This window comes from Mesorhizobium sp. 113-1-2 (genome assembly GCF_016756475.1).
In the GTDB taxonomy this organism is placed as follows: domain Bacteria; phylum Pseudomonadota; class Alphaproteobacteria; order Rhizobiales; family Rhizobiaceae; genus Mesorhizobium; species Mesorhizobium loti_C.
Genome location: NZ_AP023242.1, coordinates 7,690,549 through 7,710,470 on the forward strand (window position 1 = coordinate 7,690,549; position 19,922 = coordinate 7,710,470).

15 protein-coding genes and 5 pseudogenes are annotated in these 19,922 nt (G+C 61.4%); 6 read left to right on the forward strand and 14 right to left on the reverse strand.

Going from position 1 to position 19,922, the window contains the following annotated elements; translation table 11 throughout:
* Nucleotides 1-19: 19 nt before the first annotated feature.
* The 7 genes from JN279_RS36935 to nifH all read right to left on the reverse strand — a co-directional run bounded on the left by JN279_RS36935 (nucleotide 20) and on the right by nifH (nucleotide 8,097).
* Nucleotides 20-499: a NifX-associated nitrogen fixation protein gene (locus JN279_RS36935; protein ID WP_010913614.1), complete on the reverse strand. Its 480-nt coding sequence runs from the start codon at nucleotides 497-499 to the stop codon at nucleotides 20-22.
* A gap of 16 nt (nucleotides 500-515) precedes the next feature.
* Entirely contained in the window at nucleotides 516-1,013 is a 498-nt protein-coding gene (nifX, locus tag JN279_RS36940; RefSeq protein WP_109671388.1) for a nitrogen fixation protein NifX, read from the reverse strand.
* Nucleotides 979-2,361, reverse strand: a complete 1,383-nt coding sequence (gene nifN, locus JN279_RS36945) for a nitrogenase iron-molybdenum cofactor biosynthesis protein NifN (protein WP_202351621.1) — start codon at nucleotides 2,359-2,361, stop codon at nucleotides 979-981. The genes nifX and nifN overlap by 35 nt, the downstream gene beginning before the upstream one ends.
* 9 nt (nucleotides 2,362-2,370) lie before the next feature.
* A complete protein-coding gene (nifE, locus tag JN279_RS36950) occupies nucleotides 2,371-3,861 on the reverse strand; it encodes a nitrogenase iron-molybdenum cofactor biosynthesis protein NifE (RefSeq protein ID WP_202351622.1) in 1,491 nt (496 codons plus the stop codon).
* 59 nt (nucleotides 3,862-3,920) lie between these two features.
* Nucleotides 3,921-5,462, reverse strand: a complete 1,542-nt coding sequence (nifK, locus tag JN279_RS36955) for a nitrogenase molybdenum-iron protein subunit beta (RefSeq protein WP_202351623.1) — start codon at nucleotides 5,460-5,462, stop codon at nucleotides 3,921-3,923.
* Nucleotides 5,463-5,593: 131 nt separating this feature from the next.
* Nucleotides 5,594-7,099 (reverse strand): nitrogenase molybdenum-iron protein alpha chain, encoded by a 1,506-nt coding sequence (gene nifD, locus JN279_RS36960; RefSeq protein ID WP_202351624.1) that lies wholly within the window; start codon nucleotides 7,097-7,099, stop codon nucleotides 5,594-5,596.
* Between the two features lie 104 nt (nucleotides 7,100-7,203).
* Nucleotides 7,204-8,097, reverse strand: a complete 894-nt coding sequence (gene nifH, locus JN279_RS36965; RefSeq protein ID WP_006331760.1) for a nitrogenase iron protein — start codon at nucleotides 8,095-8,097, stop codon at nucleotides 7,204-7,206.
* 362 nt (nucleotides 8,098-8,459) lie between these two features.
* Between nifH and JN279_RS36970 the strand changes: the two are divergent.
* Nucleotides 8,460-9,015: pseudogene (locus JN279_RS36970) on the forward strand (IS110 family transposase); the annotation flags it as partial.
* A 134-nt stretch (nucleotides 9,016-9,149) separates the two neighbouring features.
* Here the strand turns inward: JN279_RS36970 and JN279_RS38610 are convergent.
* Together JN279_RS38610 and JN279_RS36975 are read right to left on the reverse strand one after the other, a co-directional pair.
* Nucleotides 9,150-9,472 (reverse strand): annotated as a pseudogene (locus JN279_RS38610) (VapC toxin family PIN domain ribonuclease); the annotation flags it as partial.
* The gene (locus JN279_RS36975) at nucleotides 9,469-9,768 is read right to left on the reverse strand and encodes a hypothetical protein (RefSeq protein WP_202324357.1); all 300 of its coding nucleotides are present in this window, start codon (nucleotides 9,766-9,768) and stop codon (nucleotides 9,469-9,471) included. The pseudogene JN279_RS38610 and the gene JN279_RS36975, both read right to left, overlap by 4 nt.
* A gap of 461 nt (nucleotides 9,769-10,229) precedes the next feature.
* On the opposite strand from JN279_RS36975, the gene JN279_RS36980 reads away from it, so the two are divergent.
* The 5 genes and pseudogenes from JN279_RS36980 to JN279_RS38615 all read left to right on the forward strand — a co-directional run.
* Nucleotides 10,230-10,823, forward strand: coding sequence for a DUF6088 family protein (locus JN279_RS36980; protein WP_202351626.1), 594 nt, complete (start codon nucleotides 10,230-10,232; stop codon nucleotides 10,821-10,823).
* Nucleotides 10,816-11,039: pseudogene (locus tag JN279_RS36985) on the forward strand (nucleotidyl transferase AbiEii/AbiGii toxin family protein); the annotation flags it as partial. The gene JN279_RS36980 and the pseudogene JN279_RS36985, both read left to right, overlap by 8 nt.
* 617 nt (nucleotides 11,040-11,656) lie before the next feature.
* Nucleotides 11,657-13,171: a group II intron reverse transcriptase/maturase gene (gene ltrA, locus JN279_RS36990; RefSeq protein WP_202351627.1), complete on the forward strand. Its 1,515-nt coding sequence runs from the start codon at nucleotides 11,657-11,659 to the stop codon at nucleotides 13,169-13,171.
* 81 nt (nucleotides 13,172-13,252) lie between these two features.
* Nucleotides 13,253-14,044, forward strand: a pseudogene (locus tag JN279_RS36995) (nucleotidyl transferase AbiEii/AbiGii toxin family protein); the annotation flags it as partial.
* Between the two features lie 281 nt (nucleotides 14,045-14,325).
* Nucleotides 14,326-14,391: pseudogene (locus tag JN279_RS38615) on the forward strand (3'-5' exonuclease); the annotation flags it as partial.
* Nucleotides 14,392-14,556: 165 nt separating this feature from the next.
* Here the strand turns inward: JN279_RS38615 and JN279_RS37005 are convergent.
* The 5 genes from JN279_RS37005 to JN279_RS37025 are packed head-to-tail and all read right to left on the reverse strand — an operon-like array spanning nucleotide 14,557 to nucleotide 19,910.
* Complete coding sequence (locus JN279_RS37005) at nucleotides 14,557-15,417, reverse strand: ABC transporter permease (protein WP_202351628.1); 861 nt, start codon at nucleotides 15,415-15,417, stop codon at nucleotides 14,557-14,559.
* The gene (locus JN279_RS37010; RefSeq protein WP_202351629.1) at nucleotides 15,414-16,355 is read right to left on the reverse strand and encodes an ABC transporter permease; all 942 of its coding nucleotides are present in this window, start codon (nucleotides 16,353-16,355) and stop codon (nucleotides 15,414-15,416) included. The genes JN279_RS37005 and JN279_RS37010 overlap by 4 nt, the downstream gene beginning before the upstream one ends.
* Nucleotides 16,355-17,314 carry an ABC transporter ATP-binding protein gene (locus JN279_RS37015; protein WP_010913599.1) on the reverse strand — a complete coding sequence of 320 codons (960 nt, stop codon included), beginning with the start codon at nucleotides 17,312-17,314 and terminating at the stop codon, nucleotides 16,355-16,357. Before JN279_RS37015 ends, JN279_RS37010 begins: the two co-directional genes overlap by 1 nt.
* Nucleotides 17,311-18,342, reverse strand: a complete 1,032-nt coding sequence (locus JN279_RS37020) for an ABC transporter ATP-binding protein (protein WP_010913598.1) — start codon at nucleotides 18,340-18,342, stop codon at nucleotides 17,311-17,313. The genes JN279_RS37015 and JN279_RS37020 overlap by 4 nt, the downstream gene beginning before the upstream one ends.
* Before the next feature lie 5 nt (nucleotides 18,343-18,347).
* Nucleotides 18,348-19,910, reverse strand: a complete 1,563-nt coding sequence (locus tag JN279_RS37025) for an ABC transporter substrate-binding protein (RefSeq protein ID WP_202351630.1) — start codon at nucleotides 19,908-19,910, stop codon at nucleotides 18,348-18,350.
* Nucleotides 19,911-19,922 lie beyond the last annotated feature (12 nt).

Below are 19,922 nucleotides of genomic sequence, written 5' to 3' on the forward strand. Positions count from 1 at the left end.
TCTTGCTCGAAAATCGGTTTCATGCCCGTGCCACCTCGGGATAGGCGTCGATGGCTGCGATGGCATCGTCGACCAGTTTCGTACCGGCGGCGGCGAGTTTGCAGAACGTCTCGAAGCCGAACCGATGGACGTCGCGCACGGTCTTGGACAAAACGACCAGCCGCCCGGCGGTGAAAAGCACGCGCCCGAACCCCTCATGGCTCATTTCGATCATCGGCGATGCCATCAGGCCGGAGCGCTCCTCGATCGCAAGGGCGACGGCAGTGTAAAACTTGTCGAGCCTCCACAGCACGTCCGGATCGGGATCGCCGATGATTGGGATCGTACGACGCCGTTCCTTGCTGACGATGAAGTCGGCCAGCAACTCGGCATCCGCTGTGCCGTCCCATGACCCGTGGGTATCCTGAGCACGGATCAGCCGCACGAGGCATTTGACGAATGGGCTGGCAAGGGCGGCCTCGTCATCGTTGACAGCAGGGCTGATCGCGACTTCAAACATTTTGCACTTCCTCGTTTTAGTCCTCGTCCTCGAAGGAGGGTTTCTTTTCGGCGACACCAGCTTCGGCCAGCACCTTGCGCAGCCAGGGCGGAGGACATGTCCTCAGCATCGTCTGCGTGCGCAACAGCACCTCTTGGATGGTTTGTGGCTGCGGCACCTTGATTGGATGGATTTTTGCCGAAATAACCTTGGCTGCCGAAGGCCCGCCGATGGCCAGACAAAACAGCAGATGGCAGCCCTTCAGCGCCTCCACCTTCGGCGTGACGCGGTCATCGCCCTCGGTCCGACGCTTCCCGCTCTCATCGGAAACGTCATCGAAGGCCACGGCTTCCACGAGATGCCACTCCTCGCGCGTCACGTCGTAGACAGCAAAGCGCTTGGCCGACCCGAAATGAGCATTGAGATTCTTCATGTCTTGCGTGGCGATGGCTACGCGCAATGCGCCTACTCGTCGTTCCGGCATTGGTGCGTGAACCTCGTCAGTGACGAGTGAGAGGCGACGAACGGAGCTCATCTGGCATTTCTCGTTTCCGGAATGGATCAAGCGCCTCAGGCGTCGGCGCGCGCTGATTGGCCTGGAAGATGTTGGCAACATCGAAGATCAGGTCGCGCGTCCCCCGATAGAGGATCGCGAGCTTGTGCTGGCTGCCGAGCCGGTCGAAGATCGGGAAGCCGACGCGCATGAGCGGAATGCCAAGGCGTCGCGACGCCTGGCGACCGTGGGAATGCGTAACGAGAAGATCCGCGCCCGCTGCAAGAACTTCCAAATCGCCGAGATCGCCGATCTGAACCCAGTCCGCCGGTACTTTTTGCAGAATCTTCGACATGTCGGTCGTCGTGACCGCCGCCGCGATGTCGCAGCCCATGCCGGTGAAGAAGGTTGCGAGTTGATAGAGTTGGTCTGGTTCCGCAGCGATCGCAATTCTCTTGCCTCCGAAATGGAAATGTCCGTCGAGCAATGCATCCTCCAATTGCGCCCGGTGACGGCGAACCCGGTCCGGCACCGCCGCGCCCGAAACCGCCGATAGCAGCGAGACGAACCGGTCGACGGCCATTAATCCGGTCAGCGACTGGAACACCGCGTAAGGCACGCCGGTCAACCCGTGCAGCGTTTTCGCCGGGTGGCGCATGTGCTCGCCGATGACGATGCATTGCGCGGCCGTGCCAAGCTCGCGGATTTCCTCGACGCTGGTGCCGCCATAGGTAGTGGTTACCCAGCGGTCAGGAACCGTGCCGTCGAGTGAGCCGGAGACGTCCGGAAGAATAACCGGCCTGAGACCAAAACTTTCAACCATGTCACGCAAATGCTCGACGTCAGCGACAGTGAGGTTGCATCCGGGCAGGATCGCGATCTTCTTCGGCTGCCGGGTCCGTGCGCCCGAGCGTGTAATCCCTTCGATCATCGCCGCGACAGCCTTGGCCCAGCCTTCTTCGATAGCGCCGCCAAAATCAGGCGTGTTGGCCAGCACAACCTCCGTACCCGCGAGCTCTTCAGCATGCTTCAGCTTGACGTTGGCGATATCACTCGCGCAATCTTCGCCACGGGTCTCCACCAGCGCGGTCGTGCACACGCCTATCAGCTTTGGCTTGGTGCGGGTTTTGAGGTTGAGGATCGCCTCTTCCAGATGGTCCGCTCCGCCGAGTATGGTTGCCACCTCGTCCAGAGCCGTTGTCTGCAAGGGGATTGCTTCCTTGAAATGGCGCACGAAGAGCACCAGCGCGAAGCTGGTGCAGCCTTGGCTGCCGTGGAACAGGGGCATCGCGCCGTCGACTCCAAGAAAGGCGAAGGCGGCACCCAGCGGCTGTGACGACTTCAGCGGGTTGACCGCCGCTGATTTGGTATTGCGAAGGATGCGAACCATCGGATTTCCTCACCGGTCGCCGAAGCGGTGAGCCGTCGCGCCGGCGAATTCATTGAAGGCGTTCACAGTCGCGGTCCCGTTCTTCGTGCTCGCCAGATCGTCCTCCAAGTCAGGCTGGCAATCCCACGGCGCCGACTCCCGCACCTGGCCCCAGATCGGGTTATGAATGGCGAGGTCGATCTGCCGGACAAGTTCCACCATGCCATCATAGCCGGCATAAGGATGTTGGCGCTCCTGGTTGATATCGAGCCAGGGTGTCTTGGCCTTCAGCGCGATGAATTGCGTGCGCCCGCCCGACAGCATGATGTCGGCCTTCTGTTTTGAGAGCATGGCGTAAAGATCGCGCGCTGCCATCTGCTCGAACATGTGGTTTTCGTCCTTGAGGATCCGTTTGATCCGCTCCTTGTCTTCGACTGTGGATTTCTTGACCGAGGTGCCGACGATCTCCATGCCGATCTCCATCAGCGCGTGGACGACCGACCAGGACTTCACACCGCCCGTGTTGAGCAGCACGCGCTTGCCTTGAAGCCGCCGGCGGTAGGCCTCGAGGTTCTTCCACGCAATCGCCTCCTGCTCAGCAATCAGCGTCTCCGTGCGATCGAGGATCTCCGCATCGGCGCCCTTCCTCACCAGCAGCTCAGCAATGTTGCGAAGTGCTTCCGAGGTATCGGTTATGCCGTAGAAAGAGCCCTCGAAGTACGGGATGTCCCAGCGCTCCTCCATCTTGCGGGCCAGATTGATCAGTGCGCTCGAGCACACCATCATAGCCGCCCGGGCGCGGTGCGCGGATGCAACGTCGATGTAACGCGCATCGCCCGGTATGCAAGCGCGCACCCGGATGCCAAGCCGATCAAGCAGCGGCTTGACCAGCCAGAATTCGCCGGAGAGGTTGAATTCGCCAAGGATGTTGATGTCGTAGGGCCCGGCGTCGTCGGGTTCCACCGTGCCGATGACATGATCGAGCAACGCTTCGGCGGCGAGTTTGTTGCCGAGGTTCTTGGAGCCGGCCAGGCCCGGCGCATTGATCGGCACCACGGCCAGTCCGAATTTTTCGGCCGCGCGTTTGCACACGGCCTCGATGTCGTCGCCGATCAGCGCCGTCACGCAGGTCGAATAGACGAAGACTGCCGGCGGCGCATATGTTTCCTTGATCTCGCGGATCGCCTTGAATAGCTTCCGCTCGCCCTGCCCCATCACGATGTCGAGTTCGGTGAGGTCTGTTGTGAAGCTTGTCCGCCACAGGGTTGGCCCGGACGAAGCTGCGCCTCTGTTGTCCCAGGAATTGCCCTCGCAGGCGAGCGGCGCATGGACCAGGTGCGCAACGTCGGTGATCGGCTGCAGGACGATCTTGGCGCCGTCAAAGGCGCAGCCGCCGGCTGACGCCCCGGGGGTCAGCGGCTTCGAGCAGCCCTCCTTGCGCGCCTTGGCATCCTTGCCGCGGTTGGTATCGCAGGCGGGCTCGTCGAAAACGTCCTGGATCTTGGCACTGAGCGAGGTCATTGCGTCAGTCTCCGAAGTCCATTGGGCATGGGCGGCCTCGGCGAAAGGCCGGCACGGGCTTAGCGGGTGAGGTCATAGGAATAGTCCGTCACGCCTGTTTCGCTCGTCTCGCGATCGAGCTTGTCGAATATCTTGTCGAGGATCGTCGTCAGCACGCGTAATCCACCCTGGTAGCCCATGAGGGGAAAGCGATGGTGATGGTGCCGGTCGAAGATTGGAAACATCAGCCGGATCAGCGGCGTGCCGGTGTCGCGCTCCAGATACTTGCCATAGGAATTGCCGATCAGCAGGTCCACCGGCTCTGTAAACAGCAGCGAACGCATCGCCCAGAGATCCTTGCCCGCCCAGATCTGGGCATCCTGGCCGAAGGACGAGGATGCAAGCAATTCCTTCATCTCGGCCTCCCAGGCCGATGTCCCGTTGGTCGCGAGGCAATGTGTCGGCTCGCCACCGGTCTCCATGACGAAGCGGGCCGTGGCGTAGACGAAGTCCGGATCCCCATAGATTGCGTACTTCTTGCCGTGCAGCCATGACTGGCTGTCCGCCATGGCGTCAACCAGTCGGCCGCGCTCCATCCGGATTGTCTCGGGGATCTCCTGGCCGGAAATCGCCGAGACCTTCATCAGGAATTCGTCGGTCGCCTGGACACCCAGCGGATAGTGGAAGGATGCCGTCGCTTGCCCGACCTCGTCGCAATATTCCAGCGTCTTGCGGGTGTTGTAATGCTGCAGCGACAGTGTCGCCTCCGCGTTGAGTGCGCCTTTCAAGTCTTCGATCTTCGTGCCACCGTCATACATGCGGTATTCGCCGTCAGACGGCGTGTCGAACTGGTCTGAGGCGTCTTGAATGACGGTATAAGTGACACCCATCAGGTCGAGGAGGCGCTTGAGTTCTCGGTTGTTTCCGACGCAGAATCCGTCGAAGCCTGGAATGATGTTGATGGTCCCAGCGGCTTGCGAGCGCTCGCTGCCCTTCCAGAAATGCTCCAGCACGCCCTTCACCATGCCGTCATAGCCATCGATATGGCTGCCGACGAAGGCAGGCGTATGCGCGAAAGGCACGTCGAAGTCGCTCGGGACCGAGCCTTCGTTCTTGGCGTTCTCGATGAAGCTCCGCAGGTCGTCGCCAATGACTTCAGCCATGCAGGTGGTCGAGACGGCGATCATCTTGGGGTCGTAGAGCTTGTAGGTATTGGCGAGTCCGTCGACCATGTTCTTCAGGCCGCCAAACACTGCCGCGTCCTCGGTCATCGAGGAGGAAACCGCTGACGAAGGCTCTTTGAAATGTCGCGACAGATGCGAGCGGTAGTAGGCAACGCAGCCCTGGCTACCGTGGACGAAAGACATGGTGCGCTCGAAGCCCGCGGCCGCGAACACCGCACCGAGCGGCTGGCAGGCCTTGGCGGGGTTTATGACAAGCGCCTCGCGAGCGAGGTTCTTTTCGCGGTATTCCCAAGTCTTGGTCAATTCGCCTTGATCGGTGACGATCTGATCAGGGTGCGGACATTCGAAATTCAGTTTCTTGTCGGCAAGCATTTGTCTGTATTCCGGCTCGCGGAACAGGGGAGCATGGTCGAGAACTTTTTCGGCCGATTGCGGCATGGTGGTCACCTTTTCCATCTGGCTGCGGCAAGCGGCAGCACAGAGACATCAAAGCGTTAAAGGGCATCCCGCGTGGATCGAGCGCGCCCCAAGCATTTATCGGCCTCCCTGCCAGGGAGGCAGGCCAGTCCTCATTCGGCGGCGACCGCCGTCGGCGGCGCGTCCTTCATCTTTTTCCACGGCGCGCGGTAGAGATCCCAGACCGGGTTGTTGATGGCCAGATCCATGTCGCGGGCGAAAATGGCGAAGCCGTCATAGCCGTGATACGGGCCGGAATAGTCCCAGGAGTGCATCTGGCGGAACGGGATGCCCATCTTCTGTACCGGGTACTTCTCCTTGATACCGGAGCCAACGAGATCCGGGCGGATGCCTTCGATGAACTTCTCCAGCTCATAACCGGTGACGTCGTCATAGACGAGCGTGCCACTCTTCACGTAATGGCCGGTGCGCTGATAGTCGTCGTTGTGGGCGAATTCGTAGCCGGTGCCAACGATCACCATACCGAGGTCTTCGTAGGCAGTGATGACGTGACGGGGGCGCAGGCCGCCGACATAGAGCATCACCGTCCTGCCTTCGAGGCGCGGTTGGTACTTGGCGATGACGGCATCGACCAAGGGCCGGTACTTGGCGATGACCTTTTCGGTCTTCTCCTCGATTTCCGGGCCGAAGTGTTTGGCGATGTTGCGCAAGGAGGCCTCGATCTGGGAGGGGCCGAAGAAATTGTATTCCATCCAGGCGATGCCGTACTTTTCCTCCATGTGCCGGCAGATGTAGTTCATCGACCGGTAGCAGTGGATCAAATTGAGCTTGGCCTTGGGCGCGCGCTCTATCTCGGCGAGCGTGGCGTCGCCCGACCAGTTGCCGACCACCCGAAGTCCAATCTCCTCAAGCAGGATTCGCGAAGCCCAGGCATCGCCGCCAATGTTGTAGTCGCCAACGACGTTGACGTCGTAAGGGCCGGACTCGAACGCGACATCGTCCTTGTCGAAGACCCAATCGCGGATCGCATCATTGGCAATGTGGTGGCCGAGCGATTGTGAAACGCCGCGGAAACCTTCGCAGCGCACCGGTACAATCGTCTTTTCGTGCTCCTTGGCCTTCTTGCGCGACACTGCCTCGATATCGTCCCCGATCAGGCCGATCGGGCATTCGGACTGCACCGAGATGCCCCCACTGAGCGGAAACAAGTCCTCGACCTCGTCGATGATCTTTTCCAGCTTCTTGTCGCCGCCGAAAACGATGTCCTTCTCCTGGAAGTCGGAGGTGAACTGCATTGTCACGAATGTGTCGATGCCCGTCGTGCCGACGTAATAGTTGCGGCGTTGCGACCAGGAATATTGCCCACAGCCGACCGGCCCGTGCGAGATGTGGACCATATCCTTGACCGGACCCCACACCACGCCCTTGGAGCCGGCATAGGCGCAGCCGCGGATTGTCATCACGCCCGGAATGGATTTGATGTTCGATTTGACGTCGCATTCGGAAAGGCCCTTGTCCTCCCCTCCGGCCTCGTCCTTGCTCGTTGCGACACTGAGGTGCTTCTTGCGACGCTTCGCCGCCTTGTCTGGATATTGGGACAGCACGTCTTCGATAAGCTTCGCATGCAAGGCGCCGTCATTCTCATAGTCGAGGCCCATGGGACCTGCCCCTTTCAAGGTTCGGGTAACGCCTCGCCGACGAGGCCTTGTTTCGTAGAAAGGGGCGTCAGGTCACGGTCTGCGCCCCCTGTCGGTAGCGGCGATTACTGAGCGACGGCCAATTTCGCTTCCTTGGCCTGAAGCTCGGCAAGCATCTGCTCGTCCGTCTTCATGATGCCGAAGTCGAGCAGCATGTCCTCGAGCTCCTCCATGGTGATTGGGGTCGGGATGGTGCCCTGGCCCGAATTGACATGGATCTTCTCGGCCAACGCGCGGTACTCCCCTGCCTGTTTGGAGTCCGGCGCATATTGGATTACCGTCATCTTCCTCAGTTCGGCGTGCTGGACGATGTTGTCGCGCGGCACGAAGTGGATGAGCTTGGAATTGAGCCTGGCGGCCAGCGCCTCGGAGAGGTCGAGCTCGCGGTCGGTCTGGCGCTCGTTGCAGATCAGCCCGCCGAGCCGCACGCCGCCCGAATGGGCGTATTTCAGGATACCCTTGGCGATGTTGTTGGCGGCATAGAGCGCCATCATCTCGCCGGACATGACGATGTAGATTTCCTGGGCCTTGTTTTCGCGGATCGGCATCGCAAAGCCGCCGCACACCACGTCGCCCAGCACGTCGTAGGAGACATAGTCGACATTGTCATAGGCGCCGTTTTCCTCGAGGAAGTTGATCGAGGTGATGACGCCACGGCCGGCGCAGCCGACACCCGGCTCGGGGCCGCCGGACTCCACGCACTTGATGTCTTTGTAGCCGATCTTGAGCACGTCCTGGAGTTCAAGGTCTTCCACAGAACCTTCTTGGGCGGCGAGATGCAGAACGGTATCCTGCGCCTTTGCGTTCAGGATCAGCCGGGTGGAGTCGGCTTTGGGGTCGCAGCCGACGATCAGGATTTTCTGTCCGAGGTCGACCAGGGCGGCTAGCGTATTTTGAGAGGTGGTGGACTTGCCGATGCCCCCCTTTCCGTAGAATGCGATCTGACGCAGACCTGACATGTTGCTTCCTTCCTTCTTTCCATCCATAGCGGTTACCGCGACTTCAATGCCGGTCGGCAGATCCCGCCGCCTCGCACCGATCGTTTCAAAACTCGTGCCAAATTGGCCGACTGGATCGAAGAAGAAATTTTATGATTGCTTTTCAGCCGTTTAACATTTGGCAAAAATATTAAATTGGCTAAATAAACTTGTGTCGCGGCCCTGACAAAGGCGACAGGAGATGTCGGATAGCGTTGAGTGAGACGTCGGCTGCGGAGCCCGGAAAGAAGCTAGTTGTCAAAATCTGATGGAGTAGATACCCCCTCCCGACGCCATCGCAATGTGCCAGTTTGGTGATTGCCAGAATCGACCAAACGGCATCCATGGAAGTTACCATCATTGGAATCGATCTCGCAAAGCGGGTCTTTCCAGGTTCACGGCGCGGCTAGCGACGGGAAGGTTGTCTTTCGCAAGAAGCTGTCGCGCGCAGTTGCTGCCGTTTCTCGCCGGACAGCCCCGGTGCACGGTGGCGATGGAAGCGCGACGGCCCACGACTGGGGGCGTACGATCGGCGGGCTCGGGCATACCGTCCGGCTCCTGCCGCCGCTCTATGTGAAGTCCTTTGCAAAGCGGCACGCGGAAGCGGCCCTCAGGGCGACAATGCGCTTCGTGACTGTCAAAACCGAGGAGCAAGAGGCGCGGTCGATGATCTTCCGCGCGCGACCTCTTGGTGTGCGCCAGCGCACGCGGCTGATAAACGCCCTGCGCGGCCAAGCCGAGCACGGGGTCGTCGCCCCACACGGCCCGGCCCACGTGAAGCGCCTTGCGGATGCAATCGAAGACGAGGAAGGCCTCATCCAGCCGATCGTCCGCGACGTTGGTCGTCTCTACCTCCAGCAGATCGCCATCTACAGCGAGAAGATCGCCGAGCTCGAGAAGACCCTCCCTTGGCTGTAGATCATCTGGGAGCTCGTCCCGCTGGATTTGGCGCGCTGAAGGAGCGGGGATCAGCCAAATCCGCGAGCGTTCCAAGTGGATTCTGTCCACTCTATCTGAGTTTCAGCCATCTTGCCTTCGAGCCCGCTGCGCGGCTTGCCGGCCAGTTTTCCTCCTGCCATCAGCCGCGCCCAGATCAGCCCTGCCTTGTCGTCGAACGAGAGGATGCGGCCCGCAAACAGCGCCTGCGGCCCCTCAGGCCCAGAGAACCAGTTGTCGAGTGCGTCGCGTTTTTTCCCGCGCGGCTTCTCCAGAACCCTGCGAAGAATTTCCGCAACGGTCAGCGAAGCGATGAACGATCCTCGTCACGCTGTCTCGACATCCATGCCAGGAGCGATTCCGAAGGCTGCGATTTGACGACATCGCTGATGATGTTGGTATCGAGGAGGTAGCGTGTCACAGGTCGATCTTCCGCCCCTCTTCATGGGGGCGGGAAAGATCGAGGTCAGCTCCCACGAGCGGCGAACGACGCAATGCGGCGAGAATCCCGACAAGCTTGGGTGGCTCGCCGGCGATGGTCTGGCTGACAGCAGCGCGCAGGCTAGAGGCATCCGGTCCATCTTCGGCCAGGCGGCGAGCCAAAGATCGAATGAGGTCGCGATCGGCATCGCGGCCAAGCACCTCGAAGCGCGCCAAGCCGCGCTCGCTGAGGCGAGATCGATAGTTTTGAATGGCGCGTTTTTGCGAGCTGCTCATAGCTGCCTCCGACTACAACACACATACATAATACATTCGACATACATCATAACTACAACAAGAAGGAACATACAGATCTAAATAGAAAGACAGTCTTCATTTCTCATTTCCAGTAATATAACCAGAATACTTGGTTTGATCAAGGTGCAGGCAGTCCGGGCAGTGCTCTCTTTCGGTTGAATGGCATCGGTGGGGGACGCGCGATATATGTTACGCGACGGTACTTTTTGACCAGCGTCGAGTTCTTGCGCTGACAAGAGAAATATCTCGGCGCCGACCAGAGGGCGTCGGCCCCAGGACGGGCGAGGCTCGTTCGGAGAACGGCGCGAAACAGGGATTGGTCGATTCGCGCGGCGATGATTGACCACAACGCCTGCTGGACGGGTTCCGCGTGCAGCTGCCCGTCGCTGCCCGCCTTGAGAACTGTCAGAAAATCGCATACATTTCTGACAGGAGCATCCATGCAACGGTTGACCGAACAGATTCTTGCGCACGCGAAAGGGCTGCCAGAGGGCACGCCGGTCGCAGCTAAGAGCTTGCTTCACCTCGGGAATCGCGCCGCGGTGGATCAGGCATTGTCGCGTCTAGCCGAGCGGACGCAGTTGATCCGGGCGGGTCGCGGCGTCTATCTCCTTCCGGTCACGAGCAGGTTCGGCACCCGGGCTCCCTCCGTGGAGCAAGCGGTCGAGGCGCTTGCCAGCCAGCGCGGGGAGACCATCGTCCCGAGTGGGGCCGCTGCCGCCAACACCCTCGGTCTCACGACACAGGTGCCGGTCCGGTCGGTCTATCTGACTTCCGGCCGCACCCGGAAGATGAGCCTCGGCAAGCAGGTCGTCGAGCTTCGCCACGCGCCTCGTTGGCAGCTTGCCATGGCGCATAGGCCCGCTGGCGAGGCGGTGCGAGCGTTGGCTTGGCTTGGGCCGGAGAAGGCTGAGGCCGCCCTCCAGACACTGAAGCGGAAACTCCCGCCGGGCGCCTTCAGCGAGCTGGTCGCGGTAGCGCCGCAGCTTCCGACCTGGCTGGCGCGCAGCGTAGGCAAGGCCGCACATGGCTGATCTCTTTCTCCACCTCCCGATCGAGGATCGGCGGGAGGCGCTCGGCGTCGCGGCCGATCGGTCCGGCCGGCCGGCGCATCTCCTCGAGAAGGACGTGTGGGTGGTCTGGGCGCTCGCCACCTTTACGGCTCGGCGCTCGGCGAACATCTGGTGTTCAAGGGCGGCACGTCGCTGTCCAAAGCCTATCAGGTTATCCAGCGGTTTTCCGAGGACGTCGGTGCGCCGTGACGGCGCGGGAGGGTAGTATGACATAGTTAGAACCTTTCCTAGCTTTGCTGATTTTCGACCGACGGCTGTAATGCCGTCCCTTTCGTCGGAACAACGAAAGGAAGGGGACCGAAAAGCTGGACCGGGTGTCGCCGGTTCGGTGCCATAAGCAGATCGGTCTGAACTGTACCGGACGGAAGCCATCACTTCTGGGCCGGGCTACCGCAGTGCTCACGGTGAGACAACGAAGTGCGTGATAGAAGCCTCTGAATATCCGAGAAGTTTCCCAAGCGTGATGGCGGGGGAGACAAACAGCGCGATCAGACATGGCAGGGCTCAATGTTCCCTGCTGAGGGGTGCGAGAAATACGCGCTCGGAGTGGGCGAGTTCCTTCAGCCCACTCTCCGTATCGCCAGGGGTATAGCGCACCACCTACAGGCACGAAGGTTGAAAATCGGAACACGGGAACTTGAACCGTCTGCCCGGCAGGAACCGGGCTAGCCGCGACGACCGGAGACGGGCGCGTTCAAGGGCGGAGCCTCCGTAGTAGTCCGGGTCCGGGAAAGCCGGACACATGGCGAAGGGAGGCAGGAAGATGATCGGTTGGCATGACGGAGGAGTGATCTGTGGACACGGATCATCAGGCTGATAAAGCTTGGGTACTCGGCGTTCAGCGCAAACTGTATCAGTGGAGTAAGGCGAATCCCGACGACCAGTGGCGGGACATGTGGGGCTGGCTGACAGACTCGCGCATGCTTCGTCACGCTTGGCGTCGTGTGTCCACCAACAAAGGCGGGCGCACAGCCGGGGTAGACGGGATGGCCGTGGGACGCATCCGGAAGAAAGGAGAGCTACGCTTCCTTGCCGGGATTCAGGACGAACTGCGCTCCGGCGCATATCGGCCGAGTCCGGCGAGACGCAAGATCATTCCCAAAGCCGGTAAACCGGGGCAATTCCGGCCCTTGGGCATTCCCACGGTCAAGGACCGCGTCGTACAAAGCGCGGTCAAAGCACTTCTGGAGCCAATCTTCGAGGCGCAATTCTGGCATGTTTCCTATGGGTTCAGGCCCGGACGGAGCACGCACGGCGCCTTGGAGCATATCCGCCGGGCTGCTCAGTCGCACAAACGCGGCGGGGATACCCGGAGGCACGGGATGCCATATCCTTGGGTTATCGAGGGAGACATCAAGGGCTGCTTTGACAACATCAACCACCACTATCTGATGGAACGGCTACGCAAACGCGTCGCCGACCAGCGGGTGGTACGGTTGGTCGGGCAGTTCCTGAAAGCCGGCGTGCTGACGGAGGAGCAATTCTTCCGCACGGAAGCCGGAACCCCGCAGGGTGGGATCATATCACCGCTGCTCGCCAACATTGCGCTTAGCGCGATTGAGGAGAGATATAAACGGTGGGTGCATCCTGATCCGACGGGGAGGTCTTCACGACAATCGATACTCTCGGCGGCATCGGGTAGACGTCTGTGGGATCGCAAAGCAGGGCACTGCGTGTGTTTCCCCGTACGCTATGCGGACGACTTTGTGGTGCTGGTCTCCGGTACGCAGGAAGAGGCTATTGCGGAGAAATCCGGGCTGGCAAAATACCTGCAGGAGACGACAGGCCTCGAGCTGTCACCGGAAAAGACGAAGATCACAGCAATGACGGACGGGTTCGCGTTCCTCGGATTCCGCTTCGTCATGGAATGGGACGGGCGCTACGGATATTGTGCACGCGTACAAATCCCGAAGACCAAGTCCCTCGATCTCCGTCACAAAGTCAAGGAGTGTACCGGGCGCACCAGCGCGAGAGGCACCCTTGGCGCAAAGCTTCAGGAGCTTAATCCCATCCTGCGCGGATGGGCGAATTACTTCCGTTTCTGCTACGGAGCCAGCAACGTGTTCACCAGCCTCGACTGGTACACCGGGGATCGGCTCTGGCGCTGGCAGCGGAAAGTTCGCCCAAACGCCAACGCGAGCGAAATCGCAAAAGGCCGACAACGCAGCAGTCGCCGTCCGACGGTGAGACTGTGGCGTGATGGGTCCGTCGAGCAGTATATGCTCGCGTGGACTCCCGTCTGCCGGTTTCGTCTGGCGTGGATGGGAACGCCAAACTTCGCCACGTCTTCTGGCGAGCCGGATGCATAACGAAAGGTGCACGTCCGGTTCTGCGAGGGGTGGTGAGAAACGGACCGCTGCAAGGCGGTACCGCGCTCGCCACCTACTCTACACCTAACATACGACATCCGGGCGATTGCACCCGACTTGGTGGGCGACGACGGCGAAGCGTTGCCGGAGACCCGTAGCGAGGAAAAACGCTGGTCCAGCGAGGTGCGCAAGCGCCTGCCCAATTGGGTTGAAGGAAGCGTTCAGCCGATCATCGCAGATGCGCTCGCGGCTGAAGCGTTGGCGGCCGCCATCCGCGTCGAGGGCGAGAAGCTGTTCATCGATTACGAAGCCGCGACGGCTGGCTCCGGCTATGTGGCGCCGAGCGTGATGCTCGAATTCGGAGCACGATCGACGGGCGAACCGGCGAGCTTGCGCGACATCGCCTGCGACGCGTCTGGCCTGATCGAGGGCGTGACCTTTCCCACGGCTCGTCCACGCGTGATGCATGCGGAGCGGACCTTCTGGGAGAAGGCGACGGCCATCCATGTCTTCTGCCTGCAGGAGCGCCTGCGCGGCGATCGCTTTGCTCGTCACTGGCACGATGTCGCGCGGTTGGACGAAACCGGTTTTACCGCGTCCGCCTTTGCTGATCGCGATCTGGCGAACGCAGTGGCGCGCCACAAGACCATGTTCTTCGCCGAGAAAGCGCCCGATCGAACGCCCATCGATTACGCGGCGGCTGTCAACGGCGGTCTGCGGCTTGTGCCCGCAGGCGATGGTCTGAAGGCGCTTGAAGAGGACTACGCCCGCATGGTCGACGACGGGCTTCTTCTGGAAGACGCGGAGCCTTTCGAAGCGCTGATGGCGCGATGTGCCGATATCGCCGAGCGAGCCAACTGCGTCCGCGAATAGAAAAAACTGGGGGGACGGCGCCGTGCGAATTTCGCGGGTCAAAATTACAAACTTCGCCAATCGGCGCGCTGCGGCCGGGAATGCTCGATGCGCTGATGGCGGCAGAGCCAAGCCTCGCCGATCAACGCGAACAGGTGGTGCGCATGTCGGCGGCGCTCGCTGTCGGCGAGCCGCTCGCCGACCTGGATCTGGCGAGCCTCGGTGGACGCGACGCGTCGCCTCTCCATCTTAATCTGTTGACGCCGCACTCGGCAAAGGGCTGCGAAGATGATGTCGTGATCATGGTGGGACTCGATCTGGGCGGTTTGCCGTGGCGCAACGAGCAGCCGGCGGCGCGACGCGAAAGCCGACGGCTGTTCTATGTTGGCCTGACGCGGGCCCGCGACGAGATCCATATGCTGTATTCCGGTTACGTCGATACCGGCCGCGGGCGAAGGTTCGGCACCCCGTTCCGTGCAAGAGCGCAGCCGTCGACAAGTATGGAGATCAGCTTCCTTTGCATTGGGAAACCGTTATTTGAGGGTCGGGTCGAGCTTATCGCGCAACCAATCGCCGAGGACGCTAACGGCAACGGCCGTCATGACAATGACAAGGCTTGGAGCGAGCAGCATCCAGGAGGCGCGGGTGATATACTCGCGGCCCGCCGCGACCATGACACCCAGACTGGTCATAGGCGGCTGGACGCCGAGGCCGAGGAAGGACAGTCCGCTTTCCACCAGGACGATTTCCGGAAAGGTCACCGTCGCCGCCACGAGAAGCGTCGCCGAACTGTTGGGCAGGATATGCCGCAGATAGACACGCAGCGGATGGGCGCCGAGCTGGCGCGTTGCGCTCGCATAGCCCTGCGCGCTGGCGGTGATCGCCAGTCCTCGTGCCAGCCGCGCATTCCGCTCCCAGCCATAAAGTCCCATCAGGGCGACGAACAGCGTCAGCGAATTACCGAAACAGGCGAGCATTGCCAGCGCCACGATTAGAAATGGTAGCGAAGCCTGTACGTCGATCATTAGCAGCAGGGCATGCTCGACGAGCCCGCGGAAATACGCGGCGATGAAGCCAATCCCGGTACCGACCAACACGCTGATCGCAGTGGCGCCGAAGGCGACCAGCAAGCTGGTGCGGATCGAGTAGAAAAGACGCGAGGCCACGTCACGGCCCAAATCGTCGGTTCCCAGGACATGTAGCATCGTTCCGCCAAAACCGACGGGCGGCGTCAGGCGATGGCGCAGGTCGATAGAAGTGATCTCATAAGGAGCGATCAGCGGCGCGGCGAGCGCCGTGAAGAGCATGAGGAGAACCCAGCCCACAGCAAGGAGTGTCGGCAGGTCCACCGTGCGAGGCGGCGGACGGTTGGTTTTTACAGTTGCCGTTTTCATTGCGATCCTGAGTTTGTTCCACGCAGGCGCGGATCGAACACGCCATAAAGCAGGTCCATCAGCAGGTTGGCCGATGTCATGGTCAGCGCCACGAGAAGGAGGATGACCTGCACCACGGCGAGATCACGGTTCGCAACCGAAACCACCAGCAATTGGCCGATGCCGGGCCAGCCGAAGACGCTTTCTACCAGTACGGCACCCGCGACCTGCCCGCCGAGCATCAGACCGAACAGCGTCAGCACAGGAATGATCGCATTCGGAAAGGCATGGTGGCGAACCACCTGCCGCCACGTCACGCCCTTGGCGCTGGCCGCCACGATGTAGAGCTGCGACAGAACTTCGATCATGGCGCTACGCGTGAAGCGCGCGATAATGGCCGCCCCGCCCAGACCAAGCGTGAGCACCGGCAGCACGAAGCTTTCCGGCCGGTCCGCGCCGCCGGACGGGAACAGGCCGAGCGTCACGGAAAAGATCAGGATCAGCAATAGCCCGAGCACGAAGCTTGGCACGGTGAAGCCGAACACGGTCAGCATCATCACCGATCGGTCGACCCAGGTGTCGCGATGCATGGCGGCGTAGGCGCCGACCGGAATGCCGATCAGCATCGTGAGCGCCAGTGCGGGCAGCATCAGCGCCAATGTCAGGGGCACGCGCTCGAACACAAGCTGCAGGGCCGGTTTTCCAGCTAGCATGGAATTCCCGAAATCGCAGTGAAGTGCCGCCAGGACATAGCGAACATATTGCACATACAGAGGCTGATCGAGCCCCCAATGCCGGCGAAACGCCTCAAGATCCGGGGCGCGGGCGCTGGGACCGAGTATCTGCAGCGCCGGGTCTCCAGAGGCCCGCAGCACCACGAATGTAAAGGTCACCACGACCAGGATCGACAGGCCGGCACGCAGGATCTTGGGGCCGGCGAAACGAAACACAGCACTCATCAATGCCTCACCAAATGGCAGGCGACCTGCCGTTCCGATCCTAGCGGCAGGAGTTCGGGCAGGCTCTGGCGGCAGACATCGCGCGCAAGTGGACAGCGTGGATGAAACGGGCATCCGCTCGGCCGATCGGTGGGGCTTGGCGGTTCGCCTGGCAACGCCACATAATGATCGAATCCGCCCGGAAGCCTCGGCATGGCCGAGACGAGCGCCTGCGTATAGGGATGGGCGGGTTGATCGATAATGGCGTCGGCGCGCCCCTGCTCGACGACGCGGCCAAGATACATGACGACGATCCGGTCGCTGACATGGCGAACGACCCGCAAGTCATGGCTGATGAACAAGAGGCCGAGCCCGAGCTCCTGCTGAAGATCCATGAGCAGATTGACGATTTGCGCCTGGACGGACACGTCGAGCGCCGAGACCGGCTCATCGCAAACCAGAAGCGAGGGTTTTGGCGCGAGCGCCCGGGCAAGCACGACGCGTTGGCGCTGGCCGCCGGAAAGCTGATGCGGATAGAGCACGCCATGGTCTTCGCCGAGGCCGACGCCGTGGAGAAGCTCGGCCACACGTTGCTTGCGGCTTGCCGGATCGCCAATCCCGTGAATCGCCAGCGGCTCGGCGATGAGAGCGCTGACAGTCATTCGGCGATCAAGCGCTGCCAAGGTGTCCTGAAAGACCAGCTGCATCTGGCGCCGCTGCGCGCGCCACCTGTTGCTGTCGATGCGCGGCAGCGGCAAACCCTGAAACAGCACACCTCCGCTGTCCGGCGGCTCCAGACCGAGCGCAATACGGCCGGTGGTGGACTTGCCGCATCCGGATTCGCCGACAATGCCGGTCGTCCGGCCCATCTCGACATCCAGCGACACGCCATCGACTGCTACAAGATATTTCCGCGGTCCGTAGAGTGGCGAGCCGAGCGGAAAGCGACGGGTGAGGTTGTTGAGACGCAGCAGGGTCATTGATACGTGCCGGCGTCCAAACGAAGGCAACGCACCGAATGCCGCGCGGCGACCTGCCGCGGTTCCGGTCGGCTCGTGCGACATACCGCGATCGCGTGCCGGCAGCGTGGCGCATAGGCGCATCCCGGCGGCAGATTGCGTTGTGGCGGCGCGCCGGCAATGGCGGTCAACCGCATGCGCGGACCGTGCGAGGGCGGAATGGCACCGATCAGGTCGCGTGTATAGGGGTGCTCCGGCGCGGTCAGAAGCGTGTGTTTCGGTGCCGTTTCGACGATCTGGCCCGCATACATGACGCATGCCCGGTCACAGACGGCAGCCACCGCGGCGAGATCATGGCTGATCATGACCAGCGCCATGCCTGTGTCGCGTTGAATATCTTTGAGCAGCAGCAGGATCTGCGCCTGCACGGTAGCGTCGAGCGCGGTCGTTGGCTCATCGGCGATCAGCAGTTCGGGCCGGCCGGCGAGCGCGATGGCAATCATCACCCGCTGGTTCTGGCCGCCCGACAGTTCGTGGGGGTACGCGTTGAGCCTGCTTGCCGCAGCGGCTATCCCGACCTGGTCGAGCAGGCGGCAGGCCTGGGCACGGGCGGCGGCACCGCTGAGGCCACGGTGCAGGCGAAGCGCTTCGGTGATCTGCGCGCCGATGCGATGCACCGGGTTCAGCGCGCTGGCCGGATCCTGGAAGATCATGGCGATGCGTCCGCCGCGCACCCGATCCAAAACGGATTGTCGTGCGCCCACAAGATCGAGATCACCAATCCTGGCCTCGCCCCCGATCTCGGCGGATTTCGGCAGCAGGCCAAGAACCGCCCGCCAAGTCACGGACTTGCCGCAGCCGGATTCGCCAACGATACCCAAGGCCTCGCCTTTGTTCACAGCGAGATCGACACCGTGCAGCACAGGCACATCGCCGAACGCCACCCTCAAGCCAGCAATGCTTATGGCAGGTTTGGTGGCGGAAGCCCCGATGTCATGGGCCGGCAACAGCGCGGCGCCCGCGCTGTTCTGGAAGGACTTGTGCAGCATGGAACTCAGGCCACCGGCTCAGGCGGCATCTTCGGGCCGAGATACATTTGCGGTAACGGGTTGGGCTGCCAGCTGACATCCGCCTTCTGCCCATAGATGAAGGGCATGGAATGCAGCGGCGTGATGCAAGGGTCCTCGATCTCGACAATGTCCTGCATCCGTTTGAAGGCCGCCTGGCGCTTGGCGAGATCGGTCGTCGTTTCAAGCTTGTGACCGAGCCGGTTGAACTCGGCATTGGTCCAGCCACCTGTCGACTGGAGGTCATTGGTCGGACCGATAATCTGCCACAGCATGGAAACGGGATCGGCGTAGAAGGCGCCGCCGGACGTGTCATTGATGCCGCCAATGTCGCCGACCTGCGTCCAGTTCTCACACATGATCAGCTTGACGTTGATCCCGGCAGCCTTCCACATCTCGACAAGCGCCTGGTTCTCGGCGAGCTGCATCGGATAATAGGTGCCGACGGAAGGGTAAGGGATTTCCTCGCCCCTGTAGGATGACTTGGCGAGCAGTTCCTTGACCTGCGCCGGATCATAGGACACTCCCTTGCGGTTGGGGTCGTTGATCTCGCCGAAGATCGGTAGCTGCCAGCTGGTCAGCGCTTTCGCCCGGCCGTCCCAGAGGCCGTCCGCCAGCGCACCGCGATCGATAGCGAGAGCGAGCGCGCGACGCAGATCGACATCTTTCAGGATGGGAGTCCTGAGCGGAGCAAATGTGAGAAAGCGGAACCACATGGCTTCGCCACCAACAATCGAGAGGCCGTTGACACCCTCAATTTCGGCAATGTGGTCCGGAGTGATGTCTGTGACGATATCGTAATCGCCCGACTTCAGTCCGGCGATGCGCGCGGCGATTTCCGGCAGCCGCTTGAAGCGGATCGAGGCAAATGGCGGCTGGCCTCCCCAATATTCGTCGTGCGCCACCAGCGTGATCTCGTCGCCATTGCGGACCTCGCCGATCTTGTAAGGGCCGGTGCCGATCGGCTTCGCCGCCCAGGCGTCATAGCTGCTGGCGCCAGCCCGTGCCCTGGCGCTGATGATCTGCGTGCCCCAGGCGCCGAGCCGCTGGGCGAAGACCGGATCCTCTGTCCTGGTGATCAAACGGACAGTGCGATCATTGATCTTCTGCACATCGGCAAGCGAGGAGAGGAAGTTGGCAAACACGGCCGCGCCCGGCGCTTTTTCGCCGCGCAGTCGATCCGGCCCGAGCGAGAAGACAACGTCATCCGCCGTCATTGTGGACCCGTCATGAAACTTCACATTGTCGCGCAACCTGATCTCATGGATCGTGGCGTCGATTTGCTTCAATGATGTCGCGAGCGCGAAATTCAGGCGAAAATTGTCGTTGTAGTCGGTCCGTAAAAGCTGATCGAAAACGCTGTATTGCACCCGCCAGGAAACGTTGGCGATGGAGGAGCCGTCCACCGGTTCCAGAATTGTGCGCAGGTCCTGAACGGCAATATTGAGGTTCGGCCGCCGGCCGGCTGCCGCCATGATCGTGTTCGGCAATGCTATTGCGCCAGCCGCCATGGCGCTCATGCCGAGAAATCTGCGACGTGTCGTTTGCATATCAAAATCCCC